This window comes from Planococcus glaciei (assembly GCF_900099655.1).
Taxonomy (GTDB): Bacteria; Bacillota; Bacilli; order Bacillales_A; family Planococcaceae; genus Planococcus; species Planococcus glaciei.
In genome coordinates this window covers 24,284-41,780 of sequence record NZ_FNDC01000018.1, presented here as the reverse complement: position 1 = coordinate 41,780, position 17,497 = coordinate 24,284, and the positions used below count along the sequence as shown (strand labels likewise).

Here is a 17,497-nt window from a genome sequence, read left to right as displayed (position 1 = left end):
CGAGGACAAGCCGTACAGAAACTCGAGACAAAAGGGAGGTAGGCTCCTTGATAGATGTTAACAATTTTGAGTATATGAAAATCGGATTGGCGTCACCCGATAAAATCCGCTCATGGTCTTATGGAGAAGTCAAAAAGCCAGAAACAATTAACTACCGTACATTAAAGCCGGAAAAAGACGGTTTGTTCTGTGAACGTATTTTCGGTCCTACAAAAGACTGGGAATGCCATTGTGGAAAATACAAACGTGTCCGTTATAAAGGTGTAGTCTGCGACCGCTGTGGCGTTGAAGTCACACGTTCAAAAGTACGCCGTGAGCGCATGGGCCATATTGAACTTGCAGCTCCTGTATCACATATTTGGTATTTCAAAGGAATTCCGAGCCGCATGGGCCTTATCTTGGACATGTCTCCGCGCTCACTTGAAGAAGTTATTTATTTCGCTTCTTATGTAGTGATCGATCCTGCGGATACACCGCTTGAAAAGAAACAGCTTCTTTCGGAAAAAGAATACCGCGCTTATCGCGATAAGTTCGGCAAAAAATTCCAAGCTGCTATGGGTGCTGAAGCGATCAAACGACTTCTTCAGGAAATCGATCTTGAACGCGAAACAGATTCGTTGAAAGAAGAATTGAAAACTGCTCAAGGACAACGCCGCACACGTGCGATCAAACGCCTTGAAGTAGTGGAATCTTTCCGTAACTCCGGAAACAATCCGGACTGGATGATTCTCGACGTTCTTCCGGTTATTCCACCGGAATTGCGCCCGATGGTTCAATTGGACGGCGGACGTTTTGCGACTTCCGACTTAAACGATTTGTATCGTCGCGTAATTAACCGGAACAACCGCTTAAAACGCTTGTTAGACCTTGGTGCACCTAGCATCATCGTTCAAAACGAAAAACGTATGCTGCAGGAAGCTGTTGATGCGTTGATCGATAACGGCCGCCGCGGCCGTCCTGTTACTGGACCGGGTAACCGTCCATTAAAATCTCTTTCTCACATGCTGAAAGGGAAACAAGGGCGTTTCCGTCAAAACCTTCTTGGTAAACGTGTTGACTATTCAGGCCGTTCCGTTATTGTTGTAGGACCGAACTTGAAAATGTACCAATGCGGATTGCCGAAAGGAATGGCAATTGAGCTGTTCAAGCCTTTCGTCATGAAAGAACTTGTTGAACGTGGTTTAGCCCATAACATCAAGAGCGCGAAACGCAAAATCGAGCGTTTGCATTCGGAAGTTTGGGATGTACTCGAAGATGTGATCAAGGAGCATCCGGTTCTATTGAACCGTGCACCAACGCTTCACAGACTCGGTATCCAGGCGTTTGAACCAACGCTTGTGGAAGGCAAAGCAATCCGTCTGCATCCGCTTGTATGTACTGCATACAACGCCGATTTCGATGGTGACCAAATGGCCGTCCACGTACCGCTTTCTTCTGAAGCACAAGCGGAAGCACGCCTTCTGATGCTTGCTGCCCAGAACATTTTGAACCCGAAAGACGGAAAGCCGGTTGTAACTCCATCTCAGGATATGGTTTTAGGAAACTATTACTTAACACTTGAGCGCAAAGGGGCTACAGGAGAAGGTGCTACGTTCTCTGGACCTGAAGAAGTATTTGTTGCTTATCAGACAGGGCATGTTCACCTTCATACAAGAATTGCAATTCTTGCCGGTTCTTTGAAGAATCCGACGTTTACAGAAGAGCAGAACAAAATGCTTCTATTGACATCTGTCGGTAAAATTATCTTCAATGAAATTCTGCCGGAGTCGTTCCCGTACATTAACGAACCGACTGATTATAATTTGCAGGTGGAAACACCAGCGAAATATTTTGTACCGACTACCACAGATATCCGCACATATATCGCGGAAGCTGAATTGGTAACGCCATTCAAGAAGAAAATTCTTGGCGAAATCATTGCAGAGGTGTTCAAACGTTTCCACATTACGGAAACTTCAAGAATGCTTGACCGCATGAAGAGCCTTGGATTCAAATATTCAACACAAGCAGGTATCACAGTTGGGGTTGCCGATATCGTCGTACTTCCTGATAAAGGTGAAATCCTGGTTGAGGCCCAAACAAATGTTGATAAAGTAATGAAACAATTCCGCCGTGGATTGATTACTGAAGAAGAACGTTATGCACGTGTCATCTCTCATTGGAGCAATGCAAAAGATATCATTCAGGAAAAACTGATGGCATCTCTTGATAAATTGAATCCGATTTACATGATGAGTGATTCCGGAGCTCGGGGTAACGCATCCAACTTTACTCAGCTTGCTGGTATGCGCGGACTTATGGCCAACCCGGCTGGACGCATTATCGAACTTCCGATCAAATCTTCATTCCGTGAAGGTTTGACCGTACTTGAATACTTCATCTCTACTCACGGTGCACGTAAAGGTCTTGCCGATACAGCACTGAAAACAGCCGACTCAGGGTACTTGACACGCCGTCTAGTAGACGTAGCACAAGATGCTATTGTCCGCGAAAACGATTGTGGTACAGACCGCGGTTTGCTTGTTGGAGCATTGATGGAAGGCACTGAAGTGATTGAAGAGCTGGATGAGCGTATTTTAGGCCGCCATGCGAAGAAAACAATCCGCCACCCTGAAACAAAAGAAGTGATTGTAGCGAAAGACGAATTGATCACACAAGACCTGACTCGCTTAATTATGGAAGCAGGAATTAAAGAAGTGACAATCCGTTCTGCGTTTACATGCAACACGAAGCACGGCGTTTGTAAGAAATGTTATGGCACGAACTTGGCGACTGGCGACGAAGTTGAAGTGGGCGAAGCAGTAGGTATCATTGCGGCTCAATCAATCGGTGAGCCGGGAACTCAGCTTACAATGCGTACATTCCATACAGGCGGGGTTGCGGGAGACGATATTACACAAGGTCTTCCACGTATCCAGGAAATTTTTGAATCACGAAATCCAAAAGGGCAAGCGGTTATTTCAGAAATCAATGGTACGATTACCGAAGTGGATGAAATCCGTGAAGGCCAAAAAGAAATCACGATTCAAGGCGACGTCGAAACACGCAAATACTTGGCGCCATATAATGCGCGTCTGAAAGTCCAAGTGGATGATGTCATCCGCCGCGGCGAAGTATTGACGGATGGTTCGATTGATCCGAAACAATTGCTGCAAGTAAAAGATGTTCAATCTGTTCAAGTGTACTTGCTGAAAGAAGTTCAAAAAGTTTACCGTATGCAAGGGGTAGAAATCGGCGATAAGCACGTTGAAGTTATGGTTCGACAAATGTTCCGTAAAGTCCGCGTCATTGAAGCTGGAGATACTGACTTGCTGCCTGGTTCACTATTGGATATTCACCAGTTTACAGAAGCGAATGAAAAGGCTGTTCTAGAAGGCAACTTGCCAGCGACAAGCCGCCCAGTCATTCTTGGTATTACCAAAGCTTCTCTTGAAACAGAATCCTTCTTATCAGCCGCATCGTTCCAGGAAACGACTCGTGTCCTTACGGATGCAGCGATCAAAGGAAAACGCGATGAGCTGTTAGGTCTGAAAGAGAATGTCATCATCGGTAAACTTGTTCCAGCTGGAACAGGAATGCAGCGTTACCGCCAGATTAAAATTGCGCGCAGCGAAAAAGAAGCGCAGCAGGAAATCGTCGGCACAGAATCATAAGTTAATCTGTTCCGGGGAGTCTTTTACAAACTCCCCGGGATTTTTTAAGAATACTGTTGACATCAAATTCATACAGTGATAATATGTTGAGGGTTGATGGTTTAACCGTCTGACACTTTGGAGGATATGCAAATGTCTTATGAAAAAGTAAACCAGGCAAACAAAACAATCATAGGTACAAAGCAAACAGTAAAAGCCTTAAAAAGCGGCATTGTCCAAGAAGTAATAGTGGCAAAGGACGCGGACGATCGAATGACTGAACAGATTATTCAGCTAGCTAGAGAAAAAGGTATTCCGATCGAATTTGCAGAATCACGCTTAAAGCTTGGCAAAGCATACGGCATTCATGTCGGAGCAGCTGCTGTAGCGATTACTGGATGACAGTTTTTGTGTGAAAAACACAAAGACTTTGTTTTTACCCAAAAAATGATCCACCTGGATATGTGGAATTAGAACACCTTTTGAGAGGAGGAAAAAATCGATGCCTACAATTAACCAATTAGTTAACAAGCCTCGTAAACCAAAAAGCACTAAATCAGACTCACCAGCGTTAAACAAAGGATATAACAGCTTTACAAAGTCACAGACTAACGTAAGCTCTCCTCAGAAACGCGGAGTTTGCACACGTGTTGGTACAATGACACCGAAAAAACCTAACTCTGCATTGCGTAAATACGCGCGTGTACGGTTAACAAACCAAATTGAGGTTAATGCTTACATCCCTGGAGAAGGCCACAACCTTCAAGAGCACAGTGTAGTTCTTCTTCGCGGCGGACGCGTAAAAGATTTACCGGGTGTGCGTTACCACATCGTACGTGGAGCACTTGATACAGCTGGAGTAAACGGCCGTATGCAAAGCCGTTCCCTATACGGAACAAAACGTCCTAAAGTCAAAAAATAATAAGTTAAAATAACGAAGTGATTTCGTTGAAAGGAGGAACACACATGCCTCGTAAAGGTCCTGTATCGAAACGTGACGTGTTGCCAGATCCAATTTATAACTCCAAATTGGTGACACGCTTAATTAATAAAATGATGGTTGACGGAAAAAGAGGTACTTCACAAAAGATCCTATACGGAGCGTTCGAACTAGTTAAAGAACGCAGCGGAAAAGATCCAATTGAAGTATACGAACAAGCGTTGACAAACGTAATGCCAGTTCTTGAAGTACGTGCTCGCCGTGTTGGTGGAGCTAACTACCAAGTACCGGTTGAAGTTCGCCCTGAACGCCGTACAACTTTAGGCCTTCGCTACCTTGTAAACTACTCACGCCTACGCGGAGAAAAAACAATGGAAGAGCGTTTGGCTAACGAAATTCTGGATGCTGCAAACAACACTGGAGCTTCAGTTAAAAAACGCGAAGATATTCACAAAATGGCAGAAGCGAACAAAGCGTTTGCTCACTACCGTTGGTAATTTCTTTCAAGATGTTAAAATCTTAATCCGAGATGGAAGGAGAAAAACAACATGGCTAGAGAGTTCTCCTTAGACAAAACACGTAATATCGGAATCATGGCACACATTGATGCCGGTAAAACGACTACTACGGAGCGTATTTTATATTACACAGGCCGTATCCACAAGATCGGCGAAACGCATGAAGGTGCTTCTCAAATGGACTGGATGGAGCAAGAACAGGAGCGTGGAATCACGATTACTTCTGCTGCGACAACAGCTGCATGGAAAGGCCACCGCGTCAACATTATCGATACTCCTGGACACGTAGACTTCACTGTTGAAGTTGAACGTTCGTTGCGTGTACTTGATGGTGCTGTAACAGTTCTTGATGCTCAATCAGGTGTTGAGCCTCAAACTGAAACAGTATGGCGTCAAGCTACAACATATGGTGTACCGCGTGTTGTATTCGTCAACAAAATGGATAAAATCGGAGCAGATTTCCTTTACTCTGTAAAGACTTTGCACGATCGTCTGCAAGCAAATGCTCACCCAATTCAATTGCCAATCGGCGCAGAAGATGAGTTCTCAGGGATTATTGACCTTGTTGAAATGAACGCACGCTTCTACGCGAACGATTTGGGAACTGATATTACTGAAGGTGATATTCCTGAAGACTACAAAGAGCTGGCTGAAGAATGGCGCACTAAACTAGTGGAAGCTGTAGCTGAGCTTGATGAAGACTTGATGGAAAAATACCTTGGCGGCGAAGATATCACGAAAGAAGAACTTAAAGCAGCAATCCGTAAAGGAACGTTGGATGTTGAGTTCTACCCAGTGGTATGCGGAACTGCATTCAAAAACAAAGGTGTTCAATTAATGCTTGATGCAGTAATTGATTACCTGCCATCACCACTTGATGTACCACCAATGACTGGTGTTCTTCCTGATTCAGATGAAGAAGTAATTCGTAAACCTAGCGAAGACGAGCCTTTCTCTGCGCTAGCGTTTAAAGTAATGACAGACCCATATGTAGGAAAACTAACGTTCTTCCGCGTATATTCTGGTACTCTTAAATCTGGTTCATATGTTCAGAACTCATCAAAAGGCAAGCGTGAGCGCGTAGGTCGTATCCTGCAAATGCACGCAAACTCCCGTGAAGAGATCTCTGAAGTATATTGCGGAGACATCGCCGCTGCAATCGGCTTGAAAGATACTTCTACTGGAGATACTTTAAGTGACGAGAAACACCAAGTAATCTTAGAGCGCATGGTGTTCCCGGAACCGGTTATCTCATTGTCAGTAGAGCCGAAATCAAAAGCGGACCAAGACAAAATGGGTCAAGCCCTTGCGAAATTGCAAGAAGAAGATCCAACTTTCCGAGCACATACAGATCAGGAAACTGGTCAAACAATCATCGCAGGTATGGGTGAGCTTCACCTTGATATCCTCGTTGACCGTATGCGCCGTGAGTTTAACGTAGAAGCTAACGTGGGTGCACCTCAGGTATCTTACCGTGAGACATTCCGCAGCTCTGCACAAGTTGAAGGTAAATTCGTACGCCAATCTGGTGGACGCGGACAATTCGGACACGTTTGGATTGAATTCTCTCCAAACGAAGAAGGAGCAGGTTTTGAATTTGAAAATGGTATCGTTGGTGGTGTTGTTCCTCGTGAATACATCCCAGCTGTTGAAGCGGGTCTTCGCGACTCTCTAGACAACGGTGTTATTGCCGGATATCCATTGATCGATATCAAAGCTCGTTTGTTCGATGGTTCTTACCATGATGTTGACTCCAACGAAATGGCATTTAAAGTAGCTGCTTCAATGGCTCTTAAAAACGCTATCTCTAAAGTTAACCCGGTTATTCTTGAACCGATTATGCGCGTTGAGGTTGTTATCCCTGAGGAATACCTTGGAGATATCATGGGTGACATTACGTCACGCCGCGGCCGTGTAGAAGGTATGGATGCTCGCGGAAACGCGCAAGTTGTCCGTGCTATGGTTCCACTTGCAGAAATGTTTGGTTATGCGACTTCATTGCGTTCTAATACGCAAGGCCGTGGTGTGTTCTCAATGCACTTCGATCACTATGAAGAAGTACCAAAATCAATTTCTGAAGAAATTATCAAAAAAAATAAAGGTCAATAATTGAATTTTGATCTTTAATAAAGTATAAATAGTTTGTATGCCTGGAATAGTAGGGCCCTATTATTCCGGCACTTCAAACGACCAATTAACTTACATTTCGAGGAGGATTTTTCTAATGGGAAAAGCTAAATTTGATCGCTCTAAAACACATGCGAATATTGGTACAATCGGTCACGTTGACCATGGTAAAACAACTTTAACTGCTGCAATCGCTACAGTTCTTGCTAAAGCATCAGGCGGGGAAGCTCGTTCTTACGACCAAATCGATAACGCACCTGAAGAAAAAGAACGCGGTATCACTATCAACACTTCACACGTTGAGTATGAAACTGCTTCTCGCCACTATGCACACGTTGACTGCCCAGGACACGCTGACTATGTTAAAAACATGATCACTGGTGCTGCACAAATGGACGGCGGGATCCTAGTAGTATCTGCTGCTGACGGCCCAATGCCACAAACACGTGAGCACATCCTATTGTCTAAACAAGTAGGTGTTCCTTACCTAGTTGTATTCATGAACAAATGTGACATGGTAGACGACGAAGAACTTCTTGAACTTGTTGAAATGGAAGTTCGCGATCTTCTTTCTGAATATGACTTCCCTGGCGATGACATTCCTGTCATCAAAGGTTCTGCTCTTAAAGCTCTTGAAGGAGAAGCAGAATGGGAAGAAAAAATCATGGAATTGATGAACGCTGTTGATGAGTACATTCCAACTCCAACACGTGACACTGACAAACCATTCATGATGCCTGTTGAGGATGTATTCTCAATCACTGGCCGTGGTACGGTTGCTACTGGACGCGTTGAACGCGGACAAGTTAAAATCGGTGACACTGTTGACATCATCGGTCTTACTGAAGAACCAAAAGCTACAACTGTAACAGGTGTAGAAATGTTCCGTAAATTGTTAGACTATGCTGAAGCTGGCGACAACATCGGTGCACTTCTTCGCGGGGTTTCTCGTGATGACGTACAACGTGGACAAGTATTGGCTAAACCAGGCACAATCACTCCACACACTGAGTTCACTGCTGAAGTTTACGTTCTTTCAAAAGAAGAGGGTGGACGTCACACTCCATTCTTCTCAAACTACCGTCCACAGTTCTACTTCCGTACAACTGATGTAACTGGTGTTTGTAACCTTCCTGAAGGCGTAGAAATGGTTATGCCTGGCGACAACATCGAAATGACTGTTGCTTTGATCTCTCCAATCGCTATCGAAGAAGGCACTAAGTTCTCTATCCGCGAGGGTGGACGTACTGTAGGCGCTGGCGTCGTAGCTAAAATCACTAAATAATTTTATTAAGTGTCCAAAACTTCCGGTTTATCTTTTGATAAGCCGGGAGTTTTTTTGCGTTTAAGAGCAGACAAGTGTCTGCTCTTTTTTCGTGTATGAGGTATATAATATATTGCATTCACAAATTTTTCACAAATTTTTTCGATTCTTTAAAAGCTTGATGTTAAAGCAATGGAAACGCATACATAGAGAAACAATATTCAAAATAGACTAAAAACTTAGATAAAGTCGATTGACACACTTTAAAATAGGCGATATGATAGCAACAATTTACAAGAGCACATAAGAATCTGATAACTCGAGATCAATAAATCTTTTGGAGAAAGAAGTGGAAAGCATGGGAGAACAACTAATCTACTTGAATGGTGAATTTGTTAGAAAAGAAGATGCTAAAGTTTCGGTCTATGATCACGGCTTCTTATACGGAGATGGAGTGTTCGAAGGAATTCGTTCTTATAACGGAAACGTCTTTCGATTAGAAGAACATTTAGAACGTCTTTACGATTCGGCAAAGTCCGTCATGCTAGAAATTCCACATACTTTCGAAGAAATGACAAAGTTAGTAGTCGAAACGCTTCGGCGCAACGAGTTAAAAGATGCTTACATCCGATTGATTGTTTCAAGAGGGGTCGGCAATCTGGGGATTGACCCGTTAACGTGTTCAAAGCCGAGTGTCATTGTCATTGCAGAAGCTTTATCATTATTTCCAAAGTCGCTATACGACAATGGCATTGAAATTGTTTCGGTGGCGACCCGGAGAAACCGTTCGGATGTGTTAAGCCCGAAAGTGAAATCACTGAACTACATGAACAATATCCTAGTAAAAATCGAAGCCAATCTGGCCGGTGTATCGGAAGCGCTTATGCTGAATGATCAAGGCTATGTAGCTGAAGGATCGGCTGATAATATATTCATTGTCCGAAAGAACAAAATACTAACGCCTCCTGGTTATGTCGGAGCACTTGAAGGAATTACGCGAAACGCCATTATGGAAGTTGCCGCACAAAAAGGCTACGAAGTTCAGGAAGGGGTCTTTACAAGACATGACGTGTATGTCGCTGATGAAGTGTTCTTGACAGGAACGGCTGCAGAAGTGATTGCGGTTATTAAAGTGGATGGACGAGTAATTGGAGACGGCAAACCGGGTCCTGTTACAAATGATTTGCTTGCTTCTTTCCGGGAACTCGTTCAGCAAGATGGAGTGAAAGTATACGACGAACATTTAAACGCAGTTTAAGCAAATAAATAAAATTTCATAACGCCAACTCAATGACGAGGTTAAAGTTAATGGAAATTGTATTCACAGAGAGCCGGTAATGGTGGAAGCCGGCAATACTCCCATTCGCGACATCCCCTCTGAGTGGAGTGCTTAAAGGTTCAGACTGATTAGGCACTCCCGGTAGCCGGTTCCATAAGGCTATCGTTACCAATAGATAAGCCTAGCTTATCTGTGAGGCTGCGGTTGCGCGGCGAAATAGGGTGGTACCATGAAGCTTTTTCATCCCTATACAAAGAACAAGTTTCTTTGTGTAGGATGAAAAAGCTTTTTTTATTCTACGGAAGACATAATCCAAAAGGAGGCGGACAGAATGGGTGTAAACCTTAAAGTAAGAGAAGAAACAGAACAGAAGCTGAAAGGCAGCGGGGCAGATGTCCTGATTCAATCGCTGAAAGAACAAGGTGTTGAAGTGATTTTCGGTTACCCGGGAGGGGCGGTACTTCCCATTTACGATGCCTTGCACAGAAATCCCATCCGGCACGTACTTGCAAGACACGAACAAGGCGCGATCCATGCGGCAGAAGGATATGCCCGGGTATCGGGAAAAACGGGTGTGGTTATTGCCACTTCGGGCCCTGGAGCCACCAACCTCGTAACAGGAATTGCAGATGCGATGCTCGACTCGCTGCCACTGGTCGTTTTCACAGGGCAAGTTGCCAGTACGGTCATTGGAACAGATGCTTTCCAGGAAGCGGACATCATCGGGATCACGCAGCCGATCACCAAGCACAATTACCAGGTGAAGAGCGTAGCAGATTTCCCGAGAATCATTAAAGAAGCATTTTACATCGCTTCAACGGGGCGTCCGGGACCGGTCGTTGTAGACATTCCCAAAAACATTTCAACGGAAATGTTTTTAACGGATTATCCGCAGAATGAACAAGTGAATCTGCCGGGATACCAGCCGACGACGAAACCGAATTACCTGCAGATCCAAAAAGCCGGCCAAGCATTGTCGGAAGCGAAAAAACCATTGATTCTGGCAGGTGCGGGAGTTTTAGCCGCTCAAGCATCTGAAGAACTTCAGGTTTTTGCGGAACGCCATAAAGTTCCAGTCACAAACACTTTATTGGGACTCGGCTCTATCGGAGGCGATCATCCACTGTTTCTGGGAATGGCCGGAATGCACGGAACGTATACAGCCAATACAGCCATTTGCGAATGCGATCTACTCATCAATATTGGTGCCCGTTTCGATGACAGACTGACCGGAAACCTGGCACATTTTGCACCCAATGCGAAAGTGATCCACATTGACATCGATCCAGCTGAAATCGGAAAAAACGTTCCCACTGACATCCCTATTGTGGCCGATGCGAAAGAAGCGCTGCAGGCATTATCCAATCAAAGTTTCGAATCGCCGGATACGGAGGCCTGGTTGCAGCGGCTAACGGCAAATCGGGCAGAATACCCGCTTCACTACAAAGCGGACAAGGAACGCGGGATCTTACCTCAACAAGCGGTTGAATTGATTCACCGCTTAACCGGAGGAGATGCGGTTGTTACGACGGACGTCGGGCAACATCAAATGTGGACAGCGCAGTATTACCGATTCAACCATCCGCATAATTGGGTAACGTCAGGCGGCTTAGGGACTATGGGCTTCGGCTTCCCGGCAGCAATTGGCGCCCAATTGGCAAGATCGAATGAAACGGTCGTTGCGGTAGTCGGAGACGCTGGATTCCAAATGACGCTGCAGGAACTGTCGCTGCTGCAGGAATTGCGCCTACCGGTAAAAGTAGTGATCTTAAACAACCAAAGCCTTGGCATGGTAAGGCAATGGCAGGAAACGTTTTATGAAGAGCGCTACTCTCAATCGTTGATTCATGTACAGCCGGATTTTGTGAAATTGGCACAAGCTTACGATATCGAAGGATACAAAGTGGAAACGATGGAACAAGCGGAAAAGGTATTTGCAGAAGCGTTTGCTTCAACCGGACCGGTGCTGATCGATTGCCGGGTGGTGCAAATGGAAAACGTTTATCCGATGGTTGCGCCAGGCAAGGGGCTGAATGAAATGATCGGAGTGAAAGGCGAATGAAGCGAGTGATAACAACAACGGTAATCAATCAAAGCGGCGTGTTGAACCGGGTGACCGGCTTGCTGATGAAACGGCAATTCAACATTGAAAGCATATCGGTCGGGCACACAGAACAGCCGGGAATGTCGAAGATGACCTTTGTCGTCAATGTAGAAGACAAAGGGAAGCTGGAGCAGCTGTTGAAGCAGCTTCAAAAACAGATCGACGTCATCAAAGTTCATGACATTACGGATAAGGCGATGGTCATGAGAGAACTGGCGATGGTGAAAGTGGTGTCGCCGCCATCGGTCCGAAATGAGATTTACGCCATTGTCGAACCGTTCCGGGCGACGGTGGTCGATATGAGCAAGAATGTCACTACTTATCAAGTCGCAGGCGATCCGGAGAAAATCGAGGCATTCATTGATTTAATGAGGCCTTACGGCATTAAAGAAATCACCCGGACAGGCGTATCGGCGTTTGTACGAGAAACGCAAAAAGCGCAAACCGAACAAGTATCAATTCTTTAAAAAACCCAAACACTCGAGGAGGAAATTAAAAATGGCGAAAATGTATTATAACCAAGACGTAAACGAACAGGTATTAGAAGGAAAGACAATCGCAATCATTGGCTATGGTTCACAGGGACATGCACATGCTCAGAACTTAAAGGAATCCGGATTTGATGTTGTAGTCGGTGTAAGACCCGGTAAATCATTTAAGCAAGCTCAAGAAGACGGCATGAACGTAACAACGGTAAAAGAAGCGGCGCAGGCAGCTGACGTGATCATGATCTTGGTGCCGGACGAGAAGCAAACAAAAATCTACAACGAAGAAATCAAACCGACATTGACGGCTGGCAAATCACTCGTCTTTGCCCATGGCTTCAACGTCCACTTTAACCAGATCGTCGCACCGGAAGATGTGGATGTCTTCTTGGTAGCTCCAAAAGGTCCAGGGCATTTGGTTCGCCGTACATACGAAGCGGGGGCAGGTGTACCAGCGTTGATCGCCATTCATCAAGACGTGTCAGGGCAAGCACAGGAAGTAGCGCTGGCTTACGCCAAAGGCATCGGGGCAGCGCGTGCGGGAGTTTTGGAAACGACGTTCAAAGAAGAGACGGAAACGGATCTATTCGGAGAGCAGGCCGTACTTTGCGGCGGAGTCACTTCCTTAGTGAAAGCGGGATTTGAAACCCTAGTGGAAGCAGGCTATCAGCCGGAAGTTGCGTACTTTGAGTGTATGCACGAACTGAAGTTAATCGTCGATTTAATGTACGAAGGCGGACTATCCGGAATGCGCTACTCGATTTCAGACACTGCGCAATGGGGAGATTTCGTATCAGGACCGCGAGTGGTGGATGCAGCGACAAAAGGCCGCATGAAAGATATCTTGACCGATATCCAAACAGGAAAGTTTGCTAAAGGCTGGTTGCTTGAAAACCAATTGAATCGTCCGGAATTCACGGCTATCGAAAAAGCGGAAGAAAACCATCAAATCGAACAAGTGGGCCGAGTGCTTCGCGAAATGATGCCATTCGTCAACGAAGGCAAAAAGACAAAAACAAAAGAGGTGGTCGCCAGTGCGCAAAATTGACATCTTTGATACAACGCTACGGGACGGAGAACAGTCGGCTGGGATCAACTTGAACACTGCTGAGAAAATCGAAATCGCCCGCCAACTCGAACGTTTTGGTGCGACGATCATTGAGTCAGGATTTCCAGCAGCTTCACCAGGAGATTTCGATGCGGTCCAGCGCATCGCAGGAACAGTGAAAAATTCAATCGTGACGGGCTTGGCCCGTTCGGTTGAAAGTGATATTTCGGCAGCATGGGAAGCGTTGAAAGGCAGCGAACAGCCGCATGTCCATATCTTCCTGGCAACCTCGCCGATCCATATGGAACATAAATTGATGAAAACACCGGAACAAGTCATTGAGACGGCTGTAGCTTCTGTTAAGTACGCCAAGCAGTTCTTCCCGCTGGTGCAATGGTCGGCAGAAGACGCGTCCCGTTCCGAACCCGAATTTTTGGCCCGCATTATCCGGGAAGTCATTAAAGCGGGCGCCACAACCATTAATCTTCCGGATACAGTCGGTTATGCGACGCCGCAAGAATACGGTGCATTGTTCCGCTACATTACGGAAAACGTGGTGGGCATTGAAAACGTCAAGCTGTCGGCGCATTGCCATAATGATCTTGGGATGGCGACAGCAAATACGTTGGCTGCCATTGAAAACGGCGCTACGCAAATTGAAGGCACAATCAACGGCATCGGTGAACGGGCAGGAAATGTGGCACTTGAAGAAATTGCCGTTGCTCTTCATATCCGCAAACAAGTATACGGTGTTGAAACGGATATTCATCTAAAAGAAATCAAGCGCACCAGCCAATTGGTCAGCCAATTGACCGGCAGCATTATTCAGCCGAACAAAGCGGTAGTCGGGAAAAATGCCTTTGCCCATGAATCGGGCATTCACCAGGATGGCATGCTGAAGAACCCGTTGACTTATGAAATTATTACGCCGGAATTGATTGGCGATGCGAAAACCGAATTGGTGCTCGGCAAGCATTCCGGCAGGCACGCATTCAAAGACCGTGCACTTAAAATGGGCTTTGAATTGAGCGATGAAAAGTTGAAAAAAGCCTTTGTGGAATTCAAGAAACTGGCGGACCGCAAAAAAGTCATCGTCGAAGATGATTTGCTTGTCTTGCTGACTGACCAGCAAATCAATGACAGCGAAATTCCGGTCTACAAATTGGAAAACGTCCAAGTGCATTACGGCACAGCGAATATCCCGACGGCAACGGTTTCCGCTTATCAGCCAAACGGGGAACTGGTGACAGAAGCCGCAACAGGCGCCGGATCAGTGGAAGCGATATTCAACACCTTAGAGCGCATTGTTGCCGGTGAAGTCCACATTCTCGATTACCGGGTCACATCAATCGGCAAAGGGCGCGACGCATTGGGTGAAGCGGTGATCAATATGACGTATGACGGCGAAACCGTCACAGGGCGCGACGTCGCACAGGATGTTTTGGAAGCGACAGCAAAAGCTTACTTGAATACAGTAAACCGCCAATTGGTGAAGGCAGGACAGAAAGTGAAAGTAGCAGTGGTATAAAACGGATGAATCGAAAGAGGAGGAATTTAAAATGAAAAAAACAATAGCGGTATTGCCAGGAGACGGAATCGGACCAGAAGTAACAGATGCGGCGGTAAAGGTGCTGCAATCCATCGCAATGCGTTATGGACATACTTTTCATTTGAAACACGCGTTGATCGGAGGCAGTGCGGTCGATGCACATAATAACCCGCTGCCTGACGAAACCATTGCCGCATGCGAGGCAAGCGACGCAATTCTCCTCGGTGCAGTCGGAGGTTCGAAATGGGACCAGAATCCAGGGCATCTTCGCCCGGAAAAAGGTTTGTTGAACATCCGCAAGCATTTCGATTTGTTTGCGAATATCCGGCCGGTCAAAGCAATCCCTGCTTTGCTTGGTTCATCGCCATTAAAAGAAGAAGTGGCAAAAGAAGTGGACATGGTCATTGTGCGCGAACTGACAAGCGGGTTGTACTTCGGGGAACCGAAGCGCCGGACCGAAAAAGCAGGAGTCGATACACTCGTCTATACACGGGATGAAATCGAGCGGATTGTCGATCAGGCGTTTGAAATCGCGCGTGGGCGCAGAGGCAAAGTAACGTCGGTCGATAAAGCGAATGTATTGGAAACAAGCAAGCTATGGCGTGAAGTGGTCGAAGAGCGTAAAGCGTTTTATCCCGATGTCGAAGTGGAACACATGCTGGTTGATTCTGCTGCGATGAAACTGATCACCGATCCGCGGGCATTCGATGTCATGGTGACGGAGAACATGTTCGGCGATATCTTGAGCGATGAAGCGTCCGTTATCACGGGATCGCTTGGCATGCTGCCATCAGCCAGTGTCCGGTCAGACGGTTTCGGCCTTTACGAACCGGTACATGGTTCGGCGCCGGATATCGCAGGCCAGAACAAAGCCAATCCTTCAGCGGCTATTTTGTCGGCGGCGATGATGCTGCGCTATTCGTTCGGTATGCATACCGAAGCGGCAGCAATCGAAGAAGCGGTGATGAGTGTACTGGAAGACGGTTATTGCACAGGCGATTTGTCCAGCGCGGGCAAACAAGTAGTATCCACTGAGCGATTTGTGACAAAAGTGATTGAAGAATTGGAAAGAGAATTGGTGTCAGAGCACATCATGTATTCTTACGTTTGATCGGGAGGAGCGGTTCGGATGGCAAAAACGATTATTGAAAAAATTTGGGAACAGCATATTGTATACGAAGAGCAGGGAAAGCCGGACCTGCTTTACATCGATCTTCATTTATTGCATGAAGTGACGTCTCCACAAGCATTCGAAGGCCTTAGATTGAATGGCCGGAAGGTACGGCGGCCGGACTTGTGCTTTGCGACCATGGACCATAACGTGCCGACGCGCAACCGGGACAAAATTACGGATCCGATTTCCCGCAAGCAAATTAAAACCCTGCAGGAAAATTGCGAAGAGTTCGGTGTCCCGCTTGCAGGCATCAACCATCCGGACCAGGGAATCGTCCACGTCATTGGGCCGGAACTTGGGCTCACGCAACCCGGCAAGACGATTGTTTGCGGAGACAGCCACACTTCCACACACGGCGCATTCGGGGCCTTGGCGTTTGGCATCGGGACGAGTGAAGTGGAGCATGTGTTATCGACACAGACGCTTTGGCAATCCAAACCGAAAACGATGCAAATCCGGATTGACGGAGAACTGGGCTTCGGTGTTGCTGCGAAAGATGTCATCCTGGCAATCATCGCGAAATTTGGCGTTGATATGGGAACCGGCCATATTGTCGAATATACGGGAGATGCCATTCGGTCACTTTCAATGGAAGAACGCATGACTATCTGCAATATGTCGATTGAAGCCGGTGCACGCGCAGGCTTGATCAGCCCGGATGATACGACGATTGACTATATGAGAGGCCGGAGATACGTCCCGCAAGGAGAAGCATTTGAGGAAGCGGCAGCTGGTTGGCTGGCACTCGCAACTGATGAAGGCGCCGCTTACGATGTCACGCATACCATCCATGCAGATGAGATTTCGCCTTTTGTGACATGGGGGACCAACCCGTCGATGGGCTCTGGCATTGCCGAACACGTGCCTTTTGCATCAGACTATGAAGATCCGGCTGACCGGGAAGCGTTAAAACAAGCGTTGAGCTATATGCAATTAGAAGAAGGGGCGCCGTTGTCTTCGATTGAAATCCAGCATGTCTTTATCGGATCTTGCACAAATGCCCGCATCGGCGATTTGCGTGCAGCAAGTGCCATTGTGGAAGGCAAAAAAGTCCATCCAGCAGTAACGGCGATTGTGGTGCCGGGATCGGAAACGGTAAAACGCGCAGCAGAAGCGGAGGGCTTGGATAAAATCTTCCTTGCAGCTGGATTTGAATGGCGCGAAACGGGATGCAGCATGTGCCTGGCGATGAATGAAGACTCGGTGCCGGCAGGAGAGCGCTGTGCCTCCACTTCGAACCGGAACTTCGAAGGGCGCCAAGGTGCGGGTTCGATGACGCATCTGGTCAGCCCTGTCATGGCAGCCGCAGCCGCAATCGAAGGGCGTTTGACGGATGTCCGCAATTACATGAAAGAACCTGTGCCAACAGTATGAGTG

13 protein-coding genes are annotated in these 17,497 nt (G+C 46.6%); all 13 read left to right on the top strand.

What is annotated here, in order from left to right:
* Positions 1-47: 47 nt before the first annotated feature.
* The 13 genes from rpoC (at position 48) to leuC (ending at position 17,494) form a co-directional block, all read left to right on the top strand.
* Positions 48-3,653, top strand: coding sequence for a DNA-directed RNA polymerase subunit beta' (rpoC, locus tag BLQ32_RS17635; RefSeq protein ID WP_036803865.1), 3,606 nt, complete (start codon positions 48-50; stop codon positions 3,651-3,653).
* Positions 3,654-3,785: 132 nt separating this feature from the next.
* Positions 3,786-4,034, top strand: coding sequence for a 50S ribosomal protein L7ae-like protein (locus tag BLQ32_RS17630; protein ID WP_036803868.1), 249 nt, complete (start codon positions 3,786-3,788; stop codon positions 4,032-4,034).
* Between the two features lie 100 nt (positions 4,035-4,134).
* Complete coding sequence (gene rpsL / locus BLQ32_RS17625; protein WP_036803870.1) at positions 4,135-4,554, top strand: 30S ribosomal protein S12; 420 nt, start codon at positions 4,135-4,137, stop codon at positions 4,552-4,554.
* A gap of 44 nt (positions 4,555-4,598) precedes the next feature.
* The gene (gene rpsG / locus BLQ32_RS17620) at positions 4,599-5,069 is read left to right on the top strand and encodes a 30S ribosomal protein S7 (protein ID WP_036803872.1); all 471 of its coding nucleotides are present in this window, start codon (positions 4,599-4,601) and stop codon (positions 5,067-5,069) included.
* A gap of 51 nt (positions 5,070-5,120) precedes the next feature.
* The gene (gene fusA / locus BLQ32_RS17615) at positions 5,121-7,199 is read left to right on the top strand and encodes an elongation factor G (RefSeq protein WP_074511497.1); all 2,079 of its coding nucleotides are present in this window, start codon (positions 5,121-5,123) and stop codon (positions 7,197-7,199) included.
* A 115-nt stretch (positions 7,200-7,314) separates the two neighbouring features.
* Positions 7,315-8,502 carry an elongation factor Tu gene (gene tuf, locus BLQ32_RS17610; RefSeq protein ID WP_074511495.1) on the top strand — a complete coding sequence of 396 codons (1,188 nt, stop codon included), beginning with the start codon at positions 7,315-7,317 and terminating at the stop codon, positions 8,500-8,502.
* Positions 8,503-8,839: 337 nt separating this feature from the next.
* A complete protein-coding gene (ilvE, locus tag BLQ32_RS17605; RefSeq protein WP_074511493.1) occupies positions 8,840-9,739 on the top strand; it encodes a branched-chain-amino-acid transaminase in 900 nt (299 codons plus the stop codon).
* Between the two features lie 352 nt (positions 9,740-10,091).
* Positions 10,092-11,822 (top strand): acetolactate synthase large subunit, encoded by a 1,731-nt coding sequence (gene ilvB, locus BLQ32_RS17600; protein ID WP_074511491.1) that lies wholly within the window; start codon positions 10,092-10,094, stop codon positions 11,820-11,822.
* Positions 11,819-12,331, top strand: a complete 513-nt coding sequence (gene ilvN / locus BLQ32_RS17595) for an acetolactate synthase small subunit (protein WP_036803882.1) — start codon at positions 11,819-11,821, stop codon at positions 12,329-12,331. Before ilvB ends, ilvN begins: the two co-directional genes overlap by 4 nt.
* Positions 12,282-13,397: a ketol-acid reductoisomerase gene (gene ilvC, locus BLQ32_RS17590; RefSeq protein ID WP_280513370.1), complete on the top strand. Its 1,116-nt coding sequence runs from the start codon at positions 12,282-12,284 to the stop codon at positions 13,395-13,397. The genes ilvN and ilvC overlap by 50 nt, the downstream gene beginning before the upstream one ends.
* On the top strand, positions 13,384-14,925 hold the full coding sequence (locus BLQ32_RS17585; protein WP_036803886.1) for a 2-isopropylmalate synthase: 1,542 nt from the start codon (positions 13,384-13,386) through the stop codon (positions 14,923-14,925). The genes ilvC and BLQ32_RS17585 overlap by 14 nt, the downstream gene beginning before the upstream one ends.
* A 31-nt stretch (positions 14,926-14,956) precedes the next feature.
* On the top strand, positions 14,957-16,057 hold the full coding sequence (gene leuB / locus BLQ32_RS17580) for a 3-isopropylmalate dehydrogenase (RefSeq protein WP_036803888.1): 1,101 nt from the start codon (positions 14,957-14,959) through the stop codon (positions 16,055-16,057).
* A gap of 18 nt (positions 16,058-16,075) precedes the next feature.
* Positions 16,076-17,494: a 3-isopropylmalate dehydratase large subunit gene (leuC, locus tag BLQ32_RS17575; RefSeq protein WP_074511487.1), complete on the top strand. Its 1,419-nt coding sequence runs from the start codon at positions 16,076-16,078 to the stop codon at positions 17,492-17,494.
* Positions 17,495-17,497: the final 3 nt, after the last annotated feature.